The organism is Pseudorhodobacter sp. W20_MBD10_FR17 (assembly GCF_052119765.1).
GTDB lineage: Bacteria > Pseudomonadota > Alphaproteobacteria > Rhodobacterales > Rhodobacteraceae > Pseudorhodobacter.
In genome coordinates this window covers 57519-75369 of record NZ_JBGQOQ010000020.1, presented here as the reverse complement: position 1 = coordinate 75369, position 17851 = coordinate 57519, and the positions used below count along the sequence as shown (strand labels likewise).

The 17851-nt window shown below is 58.5% G+C and carries 19 protein-coding genes; 9 read left to right on the top strand and 10 right to left on the bottom strand.

The genetic code is table 11. The features are described from left to right. Nucleotides 1-463 (bottom strand): hypothetical protein (locus tag ACEN2J_RS13980; protein ID WP_442106712.1); only part of this gene is annotated, 463 nt, incomplete at its 3' end. Between ACEN2J_RS13980 and ACEN2J_RS13975 the strand changes: the two genes are divergently transcribed. Next, complete coding sequence (locus ACEN2J_RS13975; protein ID WP_442106711.1) at nt 453-674, top strand: hypothetical protein; 222 nt, start codon at nt 453-455, stop codon at nt 672-674. The genes ACEN2J_RS13980 and ACEN2J_RS13975 overlap by 11 nt on opposite strands. Here ACEN2J_RS13975 and ACEN2J_RS13970 read toward each other — a convergent pair. Further along, nucleotides 660-1115: a TerB family tellurite resistance protein gene (locus tag ACEN2J_RS13970; protein WP_442106710.1), complete on the bottom strand. Its 456-nt coding sequence runs from the start codon at nt 1113-1115 to the stop codon at nt 660-662. The two genes, ACEN2J_RS13975 and ACEN2J_RS13970, sit on opposite strands and share 15 nt — an antisense overlap. 249 nt (nt 1116-1364) lie before the next feature. On the opposite strand from ACEN2J_RS13970, the gene ACEN2J_RS13965 reads away from it, so the two are divergent. Then, the gene (locus ACEN2J_RS13965; RefSeq protein WP_442106709.1) at nt 1365-1571 is read left to right on the top strand and encodes a cold-shock protein; all 207 of its coding nucleotides are present in this window, start codon (nt 1365-1367) and stop codon (nt 1569-1571) included. 84 nt (nt 1572-1655) lie between these two features. Here ACEN2J_RS13965 and ACEN2J_RS13960 read toward each other — a convergent pair whose 3' ends face one another. Beyond that, nucleotides 1656-2270 (bottom strand): peptidoglycan-binding domain-containing protein, encoded by a 615-nt coding sequence (locus tag ACEN2J_RS13960; RefSeq protein ID WP_442106708.1) that lies wholly within the window; start codon nt 2268-2270, stop codon nt 1656-1658. Between the two features lie 183 nt (nt 2271-2453). After that, nucleotides 2454-3116, bottom strand: coding sequence for a M50 family metallopeptidase (locus tag ACEN2J_RS13955; RefSeq protein WP_442106707.1), 663 nt, complete (start codon nt 3114-3116; stop codon nt 2454-2456). 337 nt (nt 3117-3453) lie between these two features. Here ACEN2J_RS13955 and ACEN2J_RS13950 point away from each other — a divergent pair, with 337 nt between their 5' ends. From ACEN2J_RS13950 to ACEN2J_RS13940, 3 genes are all read left to right on the top strand, one after another. Then, entirely contained in the window at nt 3454-4458 is a 1005-nt protein-coding gene (locus ACEN2J_RS13950) for an ABC transporter substrate-binding protein (RefSeq protein ID WP_442106706.1), read from the top strand. Nucleotides 4459-4539: 81 nt separating this feature from the next. Then, nucleotides 4540-5328 carry an ABC transporter ATP-binding protein gene (locus ACEN2J_RS13945; protein WP_442106717.1) on the top strand — a complete coding sequence of 263 codons (789 nt, stop codon included), beginning with the start codon at nt 4540-4542 and terminating at the stop codon, nt 5326-5328. Further along, the gene (locus ACEN2J_RS13940; protein WP_442106705.1) at nt 5328-6086 is read left to right on the top strand and encodes an ABC transporter permease; all 759 of its coding nucleotides are present in this window, start codon (nt 5328-5330) and stop codon (nt 6084-6086) included. Before ACEN2J_RS13945 ends, ACEN2J_RS13940 begins: the two co-directional genes overlap by 1 nt. 180 nt (nt 6087-6266) lie before the next feature. Here ACEN2J_RS13940 and ACEN2J_RS13935 read toward each other — a convergent pair whose 3' ends face one another. Beyond that, nucleotides 6267-7745 carry an NAD-dependent succinate-semialdehyde dehydrogenase gene (locus ACEN2J_RS13935; RefSeq protein ID WP_442106704.1) on the bottom strand — a complete coding sequence of 493 codons (1479 nt, stop codon included), beginning with the start codon at nt 7743-7745 and terminating at the stop codon, nt 6267-6269. A 103-nt stretch (nt 7746-7848) separates the two neighbouring features. Between ACEN2J_RS13935 and ACEN2J_RS13930 the strand changes: the two genes are divergently transcribed. Further along, nucleotides 7849-8625 (top strand): alpha/beta hydrolase, encoded by a 777-nt coding sequence (locus tag ACEN2J_RS13930; RefSeq protein WP_442106703.1) that lies wholly within the window; start codon nt 7849-7851, stop codon nt 8623-8625. A gap of 45 nt (nt 8626-8670) precedes the next feature. On the opposite strand, the gene ACEN2J_RS13925 is transcribed toward ACEN2J_RS13930, so the two are convergent. The 5 genes from ACEN2J_RS13925 to ACEN2J_RS13905 all read right to left on the bottom strand — a co-directional run bounded on the left by ACEN2J_RS13925 (nt 8671) and on the right by ACEN2J_RS13905 (nt 15636). Then, a complete protein-coding gene (locus ACEN2J_RS13925) occupies nt 8671-12066 on the bottom strand; it encodes an efflux RND transporter permease subunit (protein WP_442106702.1) in 3396 nt (1131 codons plus the stop codon). A gap of 3 nt (nt 12067-12069) precedes the next feature. After that, entirely contained in the window at nt 12070-13539 is a 1470-nt protein-coding gene (locus ACEN2J_RS13920; RefSeq protein ID WP_442106701.1) for an efflux RND transporter periplasmic adaptor subunit, read from the bottom strand. 129 nt (nt 13540-13668) lie between these two features. Further along, on the bottom strand, nt 13669-14211 hold the full coding sequence (gene moaB / locus ACEN2J_RS13915; RefSeq protein WP_442106700.1) for a molybdenum cofactor biosynthesis protein B: 543 nt from the start codon (nt 14209-14211) through the stop codon (nt 13669-13671). Nucleotides 14212-14215: 4 nt separating this feature from the next. Further along, complete coding sequence (locus ACEN2J_RS13910) at nt 14216-14839, bottom strand: LysE family translocator (protein ID WP_442106716.1); 624 nt, start codon at nt 14837-14839, stop codon at nt 14216-14218. A 2-nt stretch (nt 14840-14841) separates the two neighbouring features. Then, nucleotides 14842-15636 carry a uracil-DNA glycosylase gene (locus ACEN2J_RS13905; protein ID WP_442106699.1) on the bottom strand — a complete coding sequence of 265 codons (795 nt, stop codon included), beginning with the start codon at nt 15634-15636 and terminating at the stop codon, nt 14842-14844. Nucleotides 15637-15783: 147 nt separating this feature from the next. Here ACEN2J_RS13905 and ACEN2J_RS13900 point away from each other — a divergent pair, with 147 nt between their 5' ends. From ACEN2J_RS13900 to ACEN2J_RS13890, 3 genes are read left to right on the top strand one after another with little or no spacing between them, the layout of a single operon-like run. Then, nucleotides 15784-16746 carry an aspartate carbamoyltransferase catalytic subunit gene (locus tag ACEN2J_RS13900; RefSeq protein ID WP_442106698.1) on the top strand — a complete coding sequence of 321 codons (963 nt, stop codon included), beginning with the start codon at nt 15784-15786 and terminating at the stop codon, nt 16744-16746. A 4-nt stretch (nt 16747-16750) separates the two neighbouring features. Then, nucleotides 16751-17377, top strand: coding sequence for a hypothetical protein (locus ACEN2J_RS13895; protein WP_442106697.1), 627 nt, complete (start codon nt 16751-16753; stop codon nt 17375-17377). Beyond that, nucleotides 17370-17831 (top strand): hypothetical protein, encoded by a 462-nt coding sequence (locus ACEN2J_RS13890; RefSeq protein WP_442106696.1) that lies wholly within the window; start codon nt 17370-17372, stop codon nt 17829-17831. The genes ACEN2J_RS13895 and ACEN2J_RS13890 overlap by 8 nt, the downstream gene beginning before the upstream one ends. Nucleotides 17832-17851 lie beyond the last annotated feature (20 nt).

The window sequence follows — 17851 nt, the reverse complement described above, 5'->3', positions numbered from 1 at the left end:
CACCTTCCGCCACGGGCTCCAATACTTCAAATCCCTCGCCCACGGATGGAGGCTCCGAAATGTGTGAATCGCCTAGTGCGTCGGGGGGGAGGCTGCTGCGAGGGATTTGGGGCGCAGAGGCATGGCGCGCTGTGCCCCAGACCGAGACGTGCATTTCGGCGCGGCCATCGTGGGCAAGATGCTCGGGCGTTAACCCCACAATCCGCACGCGTAAATGCTCGTCGTTCCGCAAATTGGGCGCCAGTACCATAGCGGCGTGGGCATCTAGGTAGCCAACGTGACGCAGAACCGAACGGCGGATAAACAATCGGCGCCGGAGGATGTGGGCATAAACGGCGACGCGGTGATCGTCGCCCAAGCGCAGCTCGGCGGTGTCACCGATGGACAGACCGGTCGATTTAAGCGCCATGGTCAGGTCGCACACGGCAGCCTGATGGAGGATCGGCTCGATAATGTCCTGCATCTGTGACCTTTGGCTTTTGGGGCGGTTTACCCCCCAAGTGCGGCAAAAGGGTGGGGCGGCACAAGCAGCCATTGGCCATTGCCATGCCGTGCCACGTCATCCCGCCGAAACCGTGGTGCCTTTTGGGCGGGCAGGCGCCGAGAGGCCCGTGGTTTGGGGAGATGCGCGGTTTTGTGCCGGTTGGCGCGTTGCGGGGTCAGACGTCTTTTAGCGAAGCCAATGCCTCGCTGCGAAGGCGGGCGCATACCTCGGGGGAAACGCCAAGGGTTTGCTGAACCAATGTGACAATTTCGTCTTGGGATTCATGGAGTATGCCATCAGAATAAATCACCTGCCAAACCGCCAACAAGGTGGCCTCGCGTTCTGGCAGGTCGATCGCATCATGCAAAACGGCCAGCAATTTATCGGCTTCAGGGATTTCATCAAGCAAACGTTCGCAGCTGGCGCGCAGTTTTGCAGCCTCCAGCTGGTTCAGGCCGAAGCGTTTGGCAAGGATTCGGTCGATCTGCTCAACCTCTTGGAACAGATAGGCGTGATCGACCTGCGCCACACGCACCAACAGTGCACCCAAAGCGTGCTTTGCATCGGCGGCTGGCAGGGGCGTGCGGTAATTGTGGCTGGGGGAAAAGAGTTGCAAGATGCGTTCAAACATGGCGCCGGCCTTTTGTTGATGTGTTGTAAGAAGCTAAGGGGCGGTGCCCCGTGCTGCAAGTGGTTCCTATGCTGCAAGTTGTAAGGTGCTTTGGGCGGTCTTGCTATTTGGGTAGGGTCTGCCTATATGAGGGCTGCGACGCTTTCTTTTTCGACTTCTGTTTCCCTTACGGCTTCAGTCTTTCGATCTTGATCTGACAGAGCCGGACCGCCGCAAAATGTGGGTGGTGAAACTTTAGGAGTATACACGATGGCCACTGGCACCGTGAAATGGTTCAACGCAACCAAAGGTTTTGGATTTATCGCACCAGCAGGCGGCGCTCGTGACGTGTTTGTACACGTTTCGGCACTGGAACGCGCTGGCATCCGTCAGCTTGACGATGGTCAAGCCGTGACGTTCGACATCGAAGCAGGCCGTGATGGCCGCGAGTCGGCTGTGAACCTCGTATTGGCATAATCTGCCCTTTACGCGATTTAAGATGGGGGTAGCCAGTGATGGCTGCCCCCATTTTTATTGGCCCTGTTTCAGGGAAACTGTGTCTTAGCCAAGCAGGGCATTATAGACTTGCGACGCACCTCTGGCATTGCCAAGCGCATCTTGCTTGCCAGCGACGCGGGCGAATTCATAGAGCGCTTGGTGGGTGCGCGGGCCAAATGCACCGTCGAGCGTGCCGTTGTAATAGCCGAACTCGGCCAGTTTGCGTTGGATGGCAACGCGCTGATAGGGCGAGTAGCTGTTGAACACCTGTGCTGCCGTTGTGTCATTCACGCCCGAACCATAGGCCGAGGTCTGCCCGATCACGCGGCCGGTCTTTTGTTGCGGCTGTTGATAGACCGGCGCATCATAAGATTTAATCGGTGCTTGGTCATAGCGGTTGGCGTTGCTTGCGGCTTGGTCGCGCCGGTCTTGGTGGCTGGGCTGTTGGTAAACAGGCGGTTGCACGGCTGGCTGGCGATACACGGGTTTTGGGGTGGGCTGCGGTTTTGGCGCCTTGCTCTTTTGCCCCTGATGGATCAGCGCGCCCACAACCAGTGCTGCGGCAATCACCTTCAGCGTGTTCTGTTCGCTGCGGCCCCAGGCATGGGCTGGAACGGCGGCACCGAGGGTCAAAGACAGCACTGTGGCAGCGGCGATGGATTTGGATTTCAGCAACATGGTTGGTTTCCCTTTTGTGACGTTCCCCGAATGGTCGGGCTGATGGGAAAACCATGGGATGTGGCGCCGTGTTAGGCAAAAACGCAGCGCTGTTATGCGATAACAATCCGGCAAGATACTGATTTTATAAGACTTATGGCGGAAACAATTTTGCGCTGCCCGAAGGATTCGTTTTGCGCCCTTTCAGAGATTGCTATCGCGGCCAAATGCGTGCCGCACACTGAACGCGATGACCGTCAAGCTGATCACCAGCCAAAGCCCGCCCCAAAATAGGGTTGGCCCGCCGAATTGCTCGGCCAGCATATAGGCGTCAGAGCGAAGCCCTGATCGGGCAATCGTGTCATCGAAAATATCAAAAGGCACATAGATCATGCTGGTCAACCCAATGACCCGCAGAACGAGGTCATTGATCGGACGGTTCAGAAACCAAGCGGTTGCCAGCATCGCCAGACCTGTGAGGGTACAAAAGATCAAAGGAAAGCCGTCGCGGATGTAGAGGGCGGTCACCAGCAGGGTGATCACTCCGAACAGGCCCAAGGTGGCGCGATCTGCGTGGGTCCTTAGCGCAATCAGTAACAAGATCACCCCAAGCACGAGCGACCCCAGATAGCCCGCCGACAAAATAATAAACCCGTTCCCGCCACGGGTGATCGCATGCCCGCCCTCCTGCACCGACAGCGATATGGCCTCGATCGATCCGCCTGTGAACACGGCGGCCAATCCATGGGAAAGCTCGTGTAGAAAGATCACCAGAATTTTCAGCGGAAAGACCACGGGGGTGCGCCAAAGGGCAAACACCACGACGGTGATTAAAATCAGTTGCCAGTGGCCTTTGAGCATTTTCATCTGCTGACCACAGACGACCTAGACTGAGTTGTCAATTCCATAGGCATTGAGAATCGCATGCCACCGTGAAGGCTGTACATAAAATGGCTGCCTTGCGCCCAATTGTCTGTCTTTTTCGGGTTGGCGAGTGGCAGCATCTTGAATGTGATGTCAAATTGCCAAAAAACGCGCGCATTTTTCGATATGCATAAATAATAAGCATTGGTGAAAACTTAAACCCAATTATTGGGCAAAAATCTCGTTGCATTGGGATTCGGACCCGCAAACGCAGCGCTGGGTTGGAAATGCCAAAGCCCCCCGAATAGCCTGTCCAAGACATAAGATTGGAGAGCTTTCGATGATTCACAAAACCCTTGCGACCCTTGCAGCGATCTCGCTCGCGTCAGCGGCATTTGCCGAAACCGACGTGCCATTCGCGTTAGATTGGAAGTTTGAGGGGCCATCCGCACCCTATTTCCAGGCCCTTGATGCAGGCTATTTTGCCGAAGCGGGCCTAAACGTTACCATTAGCGAAGGTGCCGGTTCCCTTGATGCCATTCCAAAGGTTGCGACAGGCGCCTATCCAATGGGATTTGCCGATATCAACTCGCTGATGCGTTTCCTTGACCAAAACCCCGGCGCCCCTGTAACCGCTGTGATGATGGTCTATGATAAGCCGCCTTTCGCCGTTATCGGGCGCAAATCCTTGGGCATCAACGAACCTTCTGACCTGCAAGGAAAGGTTCTGGGCGCTCCGCCGCCTGATGGTGCTTGGGCACAATTCCCGATCTTTGCGGCAGAAGCTGGCATCGATTCGGCTGCTGTGACGGTAGAGCCGGTCGGCTTTCCAACGCGCGAACCGATGCTTGCCGAAGGTAAGGTTGCCGCGATCACCGGATTCTCGTTTTCGTCGGTTTTGAACCTAGAGCGGTTGGGCGTTCCAAGCGATGATATTTCTGTACTGCTTATGGCCGATTATGGCGTTGATCTGTACGGCAACGCAATCATCGTGAACACCGATTTTGCGGCCAAGAACCCCGAGGCCGTAACAGGCTTTCTATCTGCTGTTGGCAAAGGCTGGAAAGATGCAATTGCCGCACCTGATGTCGCGATTGAGGCCTTGATGAAGCGCAATCCTGCGGCGGATGCGGCGCTTGAAACGCAACGTTTACAAATGGCGATCGATGCCAACGTCCTAACGGATTATGTTGCGGCAAACGGCATGGGCATGGTCGACCCAGAGCGGATGGCCAGCGCGATTGAACAAACCAAGACGGTTTATGAGTTCAAAACAGCACCTGATGCGTCCTTGTATTTTGACAGCAGCTACTTGCCGACTGATGGCACGTTGACGTTGAAATAAACGCTCTAGAAAATCTTACAGGCCACCGGCTTGGTCGGTGGCCTGTGGCGTTTGAGCGCCCGTAACGTTTGGGAGCATATCATCGAAAACCTAATTGAAATCAAAAATGTAGCGCATTCCTACGTTACAGCTAGCGGTCCATTGCCTGTGCTGGACGGCCTTAATCTTAGCGTTCCTACAGGAACGTTTGCTGCTGTCGTTGGGCCTTCGGGCTGCGGAAAATCCACGCTGACGCGTCTTGTGGCTGGCCTGCTAAAGCCCGATCAGGGTGAGGTTTGGTTGCATGGCGAACAGGTTAAGGGGCCGCGCAACACAGTTGGCATGGCCTTTCAGAACCCAGTCTTGCTAGAATGGCGGTCTATCCTCGATAATATCATTCTGCCGTTAGAGATCGTCGCGCCCAAGATGTCGCGCAAAGACTGCGTAGCGCGCGCGATGGATTTGCTCGACATGGTCGGCCTGACCGGATTTCAGGATAAACGCCCATCCGAGCTGTCCGGCGGCATGCGCCAACGCGCATCGCTGTGCCGGTCAATCGTTCACAAACCGGACGTGCTCATCATGGATGAGCCCTTTGGCGCGCTGGATGCATTTACACGCGAAGATCTTTGGCAAACGATGCGCGATCTGCGCAGGGCAGAGCCTTTTACCGCCGTTCTCATCACCCATGACCTGCGCGAAAGTGTGTTTTTGGGCGATCAGGTGGTGGTTCTGTCGGGCCGTCCCGCGCGGACGCAATATGTGATGGACGTTGACCTTGCCGAAGACCGGAGCCTTGATGTCTTGTATACGCCCAAGGTGGCCGACATGCTGCATATCCTGCGTGATCAGATCAAGATTGCCCAAGGGCGCGACGAGGATAAACACTGATGTTCAGAAAAATCGCTGTCCCGCTTTTTGCAATTGTCGTATTCTTGGGCCTATGGGAGGCCTTGGTTTGGGTCAATGATTGGCCGAATTACAAGATGGCCTCGCCTTCGGACCTGCCACCTGCCTTTTGGAAATACAAAGGCCTGTTTCTAACGATGGGGTGGCAAACCCTGTGGCGTACCGTCGTCGGGCTTATGCTCGCCGTTGTTTTTGGGACGTTCCTTGGCATGATCATCGGGTTTTCAAAGATCGCGCGCGATGCGCTTTACCCGTTGCTTGTCGGTTTTAATGCCATTCCCAAAGCGACTTTGGTGCCTGTTATTTCTTTGATCTTTATTGGCCAGCACGATTTTAACACGGTTCTGATGGCTTTCATGATTTCGTTCTTTCCAATCGCCGTTTCCGTCGGCATCGGCCTGTCGACGCTAGAGCCGGAATACCGTGATATTCTGCGCGCGCTGGGCGCCTCTCGCTTTACAATCTTTCGCAAAATAGCCTTGCCAAAGACCCTGCCAGAGTTTTTTGGCGCGCTGAAAGTTGCGGCCACTTTGGCCTTTATCGGCACCAATCTGGTTGAGATTGTCAGCCCGCATGGCAAAGGCCTGGGGGCGCTGTTCAAGTCGGGTGAAACCAATGGTGACTACCCGTTAATGTTTGCCGTCCTTATCGCTTTGGCTTTTTTGGGGATCGTTTTGTACTACGCCGTGATTGTGCTTGAGCGTTACTTCGCAGGCTGGGCCGAACGCGAGGCAGGGTGAGGCAGCTTTCATAAGCGGAGGGGCTGCGGCGGGTCAGATGCTCTGGCTGCGCGTCCGTTCATCGGTATGCTTGGATGGCATAAGGCGCTTGTTGGCTTAAACGCGGTTCCAACAAGCGCCCTGATACTGTTCTAATAAGGCAATCGGCCTGATTGTTAACTATTGTTTTACATCAGAAAATCATACCGACAGGCAGATGTATTTCATTTCGAGATAGTCTTCCATGCCGTGATGGCTGCCTTCACGGCCAAGGCCGGATTGCTTGACGCCGCCAAAGGGGGCGACCTCGGTGGAAATGATGCCGGTGTTCACGCCGACGATGCCGTATTCCAGCCCCTCTTGCACGCGGGTCACGCGGCCGATGTTTTGGGCATAGAAATAGGCGGCAAGGCCAAAGATCGTGTCATTGGCGTAACCGATCACTTCTTCTTCGGTGTCGAATTTGAACAAAGGCGCCATCGGGCCAAAGGTTTCTTCTTTGGAGACGATCATGTCTTGGGTCACGCCAGTCACGATGGTTGGTTCAAAATACGACCCGCCCAGCGCGTGACGTTTGCCACCGGCAATCACCTTGCCGCCTTTGGCAATGGCATCGGCGATGTGTTCTTCGACTTTTTCCACCGCAGCGACATTGACCAACGGGCCAAATTCAACGGCTTCGGTCAGGCCATCGCCGACCTTAGTTTTGGCCAAAGCAGCGCTGAGTTTCGCGGCAAAGGCATCATAGACGCCCGCCTGCACGTAAATGCGGTTCGCACAAACGCAGGTTTGGCCGTTGTTGCGGAATTTCGACGCCATCGCGCCCAGCACAGCGGCATCCAGATCGGCATCATCAAACACGATAAACGGCGCGTTGCCGCCCAGCTCCATCGAGCATTTCATCACTTGATCAGCGGCCTGTTTCAGCAAGATGCGGCCCACGTTGGTCGAGCCGGTGAAGGTCAGTTTTCGCACCGCGTGGTTTTCGCAGAACTCTTTGCCGATGTCGGAGGACTTGGTCGAGGTGATAACCGAGAAGATGCCCTTAGGCAGGCCCGCGCGTTCGGCCAACACAGCAATTGCCAGCGCCGAAAGTGGCGTCTCAGCAGCAGGGCGGGCGACAAAGCCACAGCCAGCGGCCAGTGCGGGGCCGCATTTGCGGGTGATCATCGCGTTTGGAAAGTTCCACGGTGTGATCGACCCGACAACCCCGATCGGCTGCTTCAGCACAGTGATACGCTTGTCTTTCATATGGCCGGGGATAGTTTCGCCGTAAACGCGCTTGGCCTCTTCGGCAAACCACTCGATGAAACTGGCACCATAGGCGACCTCGCCTTTGGCCTCGGCCAGCGGCTTGCCCATTTCAGCGGTAAGAATCGCGCCAAGATCGTCTTGGTTGGCCATCATCAGGTTGTACCAAGCACGCAGAATGTTCGCGCGCTCTTTGGCTGTGCGGCTTGCCCAGTCTTTCATCGCCACTTCAGCGGCAGCAATGGCGCGTGCGGTTTCAGCGCGGCCAAGGTCTGGCACTGTGCAAATCACATCGTTGCGCGCGGGGTTTGTGACGTCAAAGGTCGTGCCATCATCGGCGTCAATCCATTCGCCGGCAACATAAGCCTTGGTCACCAGCAAGCTGGGGTCTTTAAGCATCGCGCGCAGGTCCGTTACTGTATCTAGCATTGAAGGCTCCCATTTTGGTTTGGCATATGCAAATCATGGGCGGGCGGGGATGTCCAGTTCCCAGCCACCCACTGTGATGAAACTGCGGCGAATAGGAATAACTATGGATATCGATCTGGCCTATGCCAATGGCGCGTTTATCGCGGGGGCCGATGGGTTCGTGCCGCGGTGGGAGGCGAAGGCGGCTGCGTTTCGGGAGGGCCTGGGGGGGCGGGCAACAACGGCCGCATATGGCCCCGGCGCACGGCATCAGTTTGATCTGTTTGTCCCCGAGGGCACGCCGCGTGGCTGTGTTACCTTTATCCACGGCGGCTATTGGATGGCATTTGACCGCAGCCAATGGTCGCATTTGGCTGCGGGTGTTTTGGCGCGGGGCTGGGCCTGTGCGATGCCGTCTTATACTTTGGCGCCAGACGCGCGTATCGCGGGTATGACGGCGGAAATGGTGGCGGCGATTGGTGTTATTGCGCAACATGTGGCGGGCCCAGTGGTGGTGACGGGCCATTCGGCCGGCGGGCATCTCAGTGCGCGGATGGGGTGCGCAGACATTGCGCTACCGCAAGTGGTGCGGGTTGTGCCGATTTCGCCCCTGTCAGACCTAGAGCCGATCGCCCAGACCAAGATGCAACAGGTGCTGTATTTGGATGCGGCTGAAATTACCGCCGAATCGCCTGCGCGTCTGGCCCTGCGCAATGGCGTGCAAGCGCATGTCTGGGTCGGCGGCCAAGAACGCCCCAGTTTCCTGTGGCAAGCCCGTCTGCTATCCGAAGCGTGGAACTGCGATTGGACCGTCAGCCCCGGCAAGCACCATTTTGACGTGATCGACGGCCTCGAAGATCCGGCCTCGCCACTGGTTCAGGCCTTGATCGGCGGGCTCTAACCGCTTTCTCTTTGGCGAAAATATCCTCGCCGAAGGCCAGCGGCGTTAGCCGCTACGCTTTATCTGACGCATCCGAAACACCAACAGGCCCAGTACATAAGTCAGCAGCACAAACGCGAAAACGCCCGCAACAAACAGCATAAACGCCGCTGCCATGGGCTCCAGTTGCAGCAGTCCTGCCAATGGCGCAAACACCGCACCCGTCACTATCAACCAACCAAGTGTCAGGGCAAACCACGCGGCAAGTGCCAAGGCTGCGCCGGTTAGAATGGCCCGCGACCGGCGGGCGGCTGCTTTGCGGCTGCTAAGGCCACGGCGTATCGCGCGGAATTGGCGGCCTATATCGGCTTGCACGGCCAGAATTGCGGGGACCAGTACCAACACCAGCACCAATCCGAAACCAAGCCCGTAGACCAAAGTAATCACCGTTGGTCGCAGAAATTCCGCCTGTGACGACCGCTCATACAGCAAGGGCGCAAGCCCCAATACCGTGGTCGCAGTGGTCAAAAACACAGGGCGCAAGCGGTCGGCCACGGCGTCAATGATCGCGGGATAAAGACCGCGTTTTTCAGAGTATTCATCGATGGTCGATACCAACACGATAGAATCGTTGATGATAATCCCTGTCATCCCGATCATGCCGACAATGGAAAACATCGACAGCGGCACCCCCCAAAGGTCATGCCCGTAAATCGCGCCGATCAGGCCAAAGGGGATGACGGCCATCACCACCACAGGCCTCGCCCAGCTGGCGAAGACCCAGGCCAGCACCATATAGATGCCCAGCAAGCAAAAGATCAGCCCAAGCATGGCATCGCCCAAAAAGTCGCGTTGCTGCTCAGCCAGACCGGATTGGTGGGTGATGACGCCGAAATCTTGTTCCAGCTTCGGCAATATCTCTTCGGTCAGGGCGCGCTGTACCTCGGCGGCGCGGGCGGGGTCATCCTCGGCGATGTCGCCGGAAACGGTGACAATGCGCAGGCCGTTTTCGCGGCGAATGGTGGAAAAGCCCGACCTGCGCTCAACCGTTACAATATCGCCCAGCGGCACATAAACGCCGGGGCCGGCGCGCAGCAGGGTGCTTTCCAAAAAGTCGGCGGTCAACTCGGATTGCGGCAGTTCCACGCCAATGGTGGCCGAGCGTGGACCATCAGGGAAGGTTGCAGCCTCTATGCCGTTCAGGCGTTCGCGCAGAGTGTTGCCTAAGGATTCAATTGAAAAACCAAGGGTTTGGCCTTGGGGCGTAAGCGAGAGGATCAGCTCTTCTTTGTCATAGGCAAGGCTGTCTTCCAACGCTGATACCTCGGGGAAGGGAGCCATCGCGGTTTTCAGCGCCTCGGCCGCGGCTTTCAACGTGGGGGCATCCGCGCCGGAAATATCAACCGACAGCGCATCGCCACCGGGGCCAAAACGGCCACCGCGAAAGCTCAACTCTTCGAGCAGCGGATGGGGGCGGACCTCATCTTGTAGGTCGGCGACGAAGGCCGAAGATGAGTAGCTGCGGTCATCTGGGTCGATCAGCTCCATTGAGATGCCACCCAGCAGGTCGGCGTCTTTGGCTTCGGCGCTGGACAATCCGCGCCCTGACCCGCCGCCAAGCTCGGCCATGACAAAGGTCGCAGGCGAGCGCCCGTGTTCGACGGTATAACGCGCGATCACCGCATCACCGGCGCGTTGCAATTCGCGCATCATGGCCAAGGTGTCGTCGCGCGTGGCCGAGGGCAGCATGGAAAAGTTGCCGTTAACCGAGGCTTGCTCGGGCGAGTTGAAAAACCGGAATTTAAGGTCGCCGCTGATGAACAGCGCGGCTTGGGTGGCCAGCAGTAAAATCGCCAGCGCGATGGTGGCGGCCCGCGCGCGGATAACCAGCGCCGTAAAGGGGCGAATGACCACGCGGATCAGCCAGCCAAGGCCCTTGTTCATTTGGCGCGAGGGCCAGTCGTACCAACGTTCAACCGTTGCCGCGCGCAGGGCATGAGCCATGTGGTTGGGCAAAATCAGAAAACATTCCACAAGGCTGGCCAGCAAAACCGTGATCACCGTGAACGGAATATCGGCAATCAGCGTGCCAAACCGCCCGCCAATGGTGACCAACCCGCCAAAAGCGATGATCGTGGTCAAAGTTGACGCAATCACCGGCATTGCCATGCGGGATGCTGCGTTCTCTGACGCCTCGGTCGCACCTTCTCCAAGGTGGCGGGCTCGGAAATCGGCGTGCTCGCCCACGACGATCGCATCATCCACCACGATACCAAGCGTGATGATCAAGGCAAACAGCGAGATCATGTTCAGCGTCAGGCCAAAGGCATACATCATGGCAATTGCAGCCAGCAACGATACGGGAATGCCCGCAGCCACCCAAAGCGCGGTGCGGGCATTCAGGAACAAGAACAGCAGCAGCACAACAAGGCCAAGCCCCATAGCGGCGTTATCCAGCAGCAATTCCAGACGTGCCGATATATATTCGGCGCGGGCGCGGACCAGTTCTACCGTCACATCGGGCGGCAACAGCGGGGCCATTTTATCAACCACCGCTTGCACATTGCTTTGCATACGGATGGCATCGCCCGTGTCGTTTCGGTCAATCCGCACGGTTATCGCGGGGTTTGGCCCGACATAGGTGGCGCGGCCACGGTCGGCGGGTTCATTGCGCACGGTTGCCACATCGCCTACCGTCAGGGTGGTGCCGCCAGTCGACTGGCGCAGCACAATCGCGCGGATTTGGGCCGGTGTGCGGGCCTCTTGCCCAGTGCGCACGCGGGAGGCGCCACCGCCGACATCACCCGCAGGGGCTGATTGCGTTTCAGACGCAATCGCGCTTGCTATTTGGGCCAAGGTCACATCATGGCGGATCAGGTTGACCGAGGCGACCTCGACCATGATTTCAGGATCGGCAAAACCGGAAATCGTGGTGCGGGTGATGCCAATGTCAAACAGGCGGGTAACAAATTCATCGGCAAAACGGCCCAGTTGCCCCACGCCAACAGGGCCAGAGATGACGACATCGGTTACCCGATCACGCCAGGCACCGCGTTTGACCACAGGGTCATCGGCATCTGACGGTAAAGTGTTCAGCGCATCCACGGCCGATTGTACATCTTCGGCGGCTTGCGACAGGTCGGTGCCGGGTTCAAATTCCAGCGTGATACGGGCCGAGCCCTCAGAGGCGAGCGAAGTCGCATCCGTGACGCCATCAACCGTCAGCAAGGCCGGTTCCAGCACTTGCACAATCGCGTGGTCCACATCTTCGGCGCCGGCACCATCCCATTTGGTGGTGATTGTCACTTCGGATATAATCACATCGGGGAAAAACTGTGCGCGGATGCGGCTGGCGGCGGCAATCCCTGCGACAATCATCACTGCAAGCAGCAGGTTAGACAGGGTGTTGTGGCGGGTGAAATAGGACAAAAGGCCTTTGGCCTGTGGAAGCTGCCGTGCCATGCGTTAGCCCCCCATCCGGCTTTCCAGCCGTTTTATCACGCTTGCGGGGACGGTCTCTTCGGCCAGTTGGGCAAGGATGCGGGTTTTGGCATCGGCGGGCATACGGTCGTTGCCTTTAACAAACGCAATCAGGGCGGCGCGGCGCTCATCGGTTAGGGTGATCATTTCGGGCTGGGCTGCGGCATCGTCGGCTGGGGCTGCGGTATTGGGGCGGATAGGGTTTACCTTGATGCCCGCGCCCAGCAGCGGCGACAGTTCGCGCACCACATCGCGGCCTTCAAGGCCAGTGCTGGCCAAGATTACGTTGTCGCCTTGGCGGCGCAACAGCTGCACGGGCAGCGATTCAAGCCGGTCATCTTGCCCCAGCACCAGAACGGTACCATCGGCATTATAGGCTGTGGCAGGCAAGGCAATCGCTGCGGGCAGGGCGGGTTCCGCGATGCGGATGGTGACAAAATCGCCGGGGCGAAAGCCGGGGGCGGCGGTTAGCGTGGCATAGAGCAGACGGCCGGTTTGGCCCGCACCCACAGCGGCCCCCACGCGCGAAAGCTGGCCTGTGGCGATCAGCTCGGCATCCGACACCTCCAGTGCGGCGGTAACATCGGCAGGGATCAGCGCGCCCTCAGCATCGATCAGGCGGGCGTATTGGGCGGTGGAAATACGAAAAGCGACCTCTAACGCGTTGGGGTCAATCAGGTCGCCAAGGCGCTCGTTGCTGCCAAGGATGCGACCTTGGACGGTGGTAAATTCACTAAGAACACCGTCAAATTCAGCAAAAAGTGCGGTGTCGCGCAAGGCGCGTTCGGCCTCGGCCAATGTGATCGCCTGACGCGACAATGCGGTTTCGGCTTGGGTCACGCGGGCTTCGGCTGTGGCAAGGGCCGAGCGGCGCGACAACACGGCCTGATCGGCAGCCGAGGCGGCAAGGGCTGCGGTTTCAACGGCCGAGGCAGAGCCGACTTTGCGGGTTTGCAGGTCATTCTGGCGGTCAAGCGCTTGTTTGCGCAGATCGGCCTGCGTTTGGGCGGCGGCGACATCATCATGCGCAAGCAAGAGCGCGGCCTTGGCATCGGCCAGTTCTGCGGTGGCGCGGGTCATATCGGATTGTGCCAGATCGCGGGCGGTGGTGGCATCGGCGGGGTCTAGGCGCAGCAAAAGCTGGCCTGCGGTGACGGTTGCACCATCCTCAACCCCTGCGCCAATTTCAATCACGGTGCCTGTACTGGGCGCGCGCAATTCTAACGTGCGGCGGGCGCGGATTTCGCCAAAGGCGGTGAGGGTGGGGGTGAAAGCAGTGGCTTCGGCCCGTACCACATTCGCGGAAAACACCCGCTCACGGGCGGGTTGGGCGGGACGATTGCCTGCCAGCTTTGCCTCAAACGCGGTGCGGATGGTTTGGCCTGCCATCGCCAACAAGCCCAGCGTAATCGCCAAAAGCATAAGGCCGGTAAGGGACCGTCTGAAAAACCGCATATGTACACTCCGCTTGGGGTCTTTGTATTATACGCCCAAAGCGGGCTTTTGGATGCCGTAAGTAGGTCTTTGGGTATGGTGCCTTGAAAAGGTGGCATTGCGCAGCACGGGTGGCAAAGAAACTTTGCGTTACTTGCGGCGCAGGTGCTCATCAAGGCGGGGCATGATTTCGACAAAGTTGCAGGGGCGGTGGCGGTAGTCGAGCTGCCATTGCAAGATCTCATCCCAAGCATCGCGGCACGCCCCCGGGCTGCCGGGCAGCGCGAACAGGTAGGTGCCATTTGCTACGCCGCCCGTGGCGCGGCTTTGCACTGCCGAGGTGCCGATTTTCTGCATGGAAACGATGGTGAAGACGGTGCCAAAGGCCTCGATTTCTTTCTCGTACACATCGCGGTGCGCCTCAACCGTGACATCGCGGCCCGTTAGGCCGGTTCCGCCGGTTGATAGGATCAAGTCAATATCGGGGTCTGCGCACCAGTCGCGCAGCTGGCTGGCGATCTCGGCGCGCTCATCGCGGATAATCGTGCGGGCGGCAAGGATGTGGCCTGCATCTGTAATACGGGCGACAAGGGTATCGCCGGATTTGTCATCGCTGGTTTGGCGGGTATCGGATACGGTCAGAACCGCGATACGGACAGGCAGGAAGGGTTTGGTTTCGTCAATTTTAGACATGGTTTCAGGCCTTTGGCAAAAGGGCGAGGCGCAGCGCGAGGGCGGCGAATATCCCCGCGCTAACCCGCCCGAGGTTTCGGGCAAAGCGGGGCGAAGTGGCAAGGTGGCGGCCAAGGGTGGAGGCAAAGATGCCAACGGTCGCATTGACGACCATGCCGCCAAACCCAAGGACCGCGCCGAAGATCAGAAATTGCGCCAGCACGGCACCGCGCGACGGGTCTACGAACTGCGGGATAAAGGCGAGGGTAAACAAGATGACCTTAGGGTTGGTCAGGTTCACCAATGCGCCATCACGAAATGCCTTCGGCACCGAGAGGGCAGGCGCGTTGGACCGGTTCAGGCTGGTTTGGCGCAAGGATTGCACAGCAAGCCACAGCAGGTAGGCAACCCCGACCCAGCGGATCGCACCAAACAGGCTAGGGTGGGTGGCGACAACGGCACCTAGGCCAAGCCCCGCAAGTGTTACATGCACCATGCCGCCCGCCGTAATACCTGCCGACGCAGCAATCGCCGCCCGCGGGCCCGAGCGCAAGCCTTGACCCAAGCTGAACATCATATCCGCGCCGGGGGTAAGGTTAAGCGCAAGCGCCGCAGGGGCAAAGGTAAGCAGGGTGAGCGGATCAACCAGCATTACGGTTTCAGTTTGGACTGAACGGCAAGCAGATCGGCCCATGCCTCTCGCTTGGCGGCGTGGTTTTTTAGCAGATAGGCAGGATGCGTCATGGGCATGATCGGTGTGCCTTGGATGTCGGCCCAAGTGCCGCGCAGCCGCAAAACGCCGCTTTGGCCCAAAAGGACAGTGCAGGCGGTATTGCCCATGGCGATGATTGCACGCGGTTTGGTCAGCGCGATATGGCGCAGCAGGAACGGACGGATCATCGCGATCTCATCGTCGGCAGGCGCGCGATCGGCAGGTGGGCGCCATGGCAGGGCAGGGATAAGATAGGCCGATGTGGCGGCGGCATCGCTGTCGCGGGCATGGCCAATGGCGGCAAGCATTTTATCCAGCAGCTGGCCGGTGCGGCCTGCAAAAGGGCGGCCCTCTATGTCGTCTTCGCGGTTCGGGGCCTCGCCTATAATCATCAAGGGGGCTGCGGGGTTGCCCTCGGCAAAAACCAGATTGCGCGCGCCTTTTTTCAATTCGCAATGGTCAAACGCGCCAAGGGCTGTGCGCAGGGCCTCAAGGTCGGCGCAGGCCGCCGCTCCTGTTTGGGCGGCCAATGCGGTATCTACTTTTGGCGCTTCATGGATAACGGGCGTTGTGGGCTTGGCCTTGGCAATGACGGGTTCCTGCTTTTCGGGCAGCTCGTAGCGGTCTATCGCGGCCTCAACCATCACCTCGGTCACGCCCAATTCGACCTGCCACGCAAGGGCGGCAAGGGCGGCGTTCCAATCGTAATCGGCGATATGCGTGTTGATTCCCATTCTGGCAGAGTATGGCGGGGTATGAGGCGGGGCAAGATGGCGATTGTCGCAGCCTTTGCGAGGTATTTGGGCCAAGATGAACTGGGGAGTTGCCCCCTGCGCGCCGCTTTGCCATAAGCAAGGCAGCCAAACTTAGGGGAGATGCACATGAGTTTTCGCGCACGTCATTTGCTGGGGATCCAGCATCTTGCCCCCGATGAGATACGCGCCGTTCTGGATTTGGCGGATAAATATGTCGATCTGAACCGCCGTTCGATTAAGAAATCGGACGCGCTGGCGGGGATGACGCAAATCAACATGTTCTTTGAAAACTCGACCCGCACGCAGGCAAGCTTTGAGCTGGCAGGCAAGCGGTTGGGCGCGGATGTGATGAACATGTCGGTCGCGCAGTCGAGTGTGAAAAAGGGTGAGACGCTGATCGATACCGCGCTGACGCTGAATGCGATGCACCCCGATTTGCTGGTGGTGCGGCATGGGGCATCTGGGGCGGTGAACCTGTTGGCGGAAAAGGTGAATTGCGCGGTGCTGAATGCAGGCGACGGGCGGCATGAGCACCCGACGCAGGCGCTGCTGGATGCGCTGACCATTCGGCGCGCTAAAGGGCGGATTCAGCGGTTGACCGTGGCGATCTGTGGCGATGTGGCACACAGCCGCGTGGCGCGCTCGAACCTGATTCTGCTGGGAAAAATGGAAAACCGCGTGCGGCTGATCGCACCGCCGACGCTTATGCCTGCGGGCGTGGCCGAGTTTGGGTGTGAAGTGTTTGACGACATGCGCAAAGGGCTGGAAGGTGCCGATGTGGTTATGATGCTCCGGCTGCAAAAAGAGCGGATGGATGGTGGGTTTATCCCATCCGAGCGCGAGTATTACCACCGTTACGGGTTGGATGCAGACAAGCTGTCACATGCGAAACCCGATGCGATTGTCATGCACCCCGGCCCGATGAACAGGGGCGTGGAAATTGACGGCGAGATTGCGGATGATATCAACCGCAGCGTCATTCAAGAGCAGGTCGAGATGGGTGTAGCCGTGCGCATGGCCTGCATGGATCTGTTAGCGCGTAATTTGCGGGCCGAACGTGGGGCCAAGGCGACTGGGGTTATGGTATAAGGTCATGGCGGCGCTAACCGGCTGGGACGGCATTCTGGACGACGGAGAAGAGATACTCTGGCAGGGTGCGCCGGACGATGGCTTGGATTTTGGCAGTTTTTGGTCGGTGCAAACGGTCTCTGCTGTTTTTTTCGCAGGGTTTTCGCTGTTCTGGATGGCGATGGCCTTTCATATCACAAGCGGGATGAAGGACGGGTTCGGTCAGGTTTTGAACATCGTGTTTCCGCTGTTTGGGCTGCCGTTTTTTGGGGCTGGTGTGTACATGCTATTGGGCCGGTTTTGGGCGGAGGCGCGGCTGCGGCGCAACAGTCATTATACCCTGACCAACCGCGCGGCCTATATCGGGTTGGATGCCAAGGGCAAACGCAGCTTGGAACGGTATGCGATTGGGCCTGACATGCGGCTGACCCTGGAGGATGGCGATTTGGGAGCGGTGTGGTTCGCCAGTAAAGTGAATACGATGCCACGCCGCGCGCCAAGTATGGGCCGCAGTAGGGCGCGCATAGGTGGGGCCACGTTTTCGACGCAAACCATCGGGTTTGAACGGATTGCGAATGCACGCGCGGTCTATGCTATGATGCGCAAGCTGCAGATAGAGCGTGCCGAGATTGAAGGGGACAAAGATGCCTGAACTACCACGCGATAGCGTTATGGGAACTGCGGTGATGGCTCCGCTGCGCCCGAATGAGGTAATGCTGGCCGAGTGGCCCGCCGATAAGGGCAGCTATTGGCGCAGTCATGGGATTATGGCCGTGCTGGGCGGGCTTATTGCCGGTGTGGCCTTGGTGGCGATTGGCAACCCGACCCCTTGGGTTGGGCCCGTCGCGGCTGTGGCGGCGATGGGCGCGCGCGGCTGGTACTTGGCGTCCGAGGCGCTGACGGCGCATTGGCGACTGACCGACCAGCGCTTGCAAGGTCCCGGCGGGCGCGAGATTCCTCTGGCGCAGATAAAAGCCGCGCGGCCTTTCCTTGGCGATGTACAAGTGGTCACACGCTCAGGCGATAAGCATTTGATGAAATACATGGCCGATAAAGCCGCTGTCGTTTCCACGATAGAGGCCGCATGCGGCGGGCGGGGCGCATGAAATCGAATGGCGCTTGCACT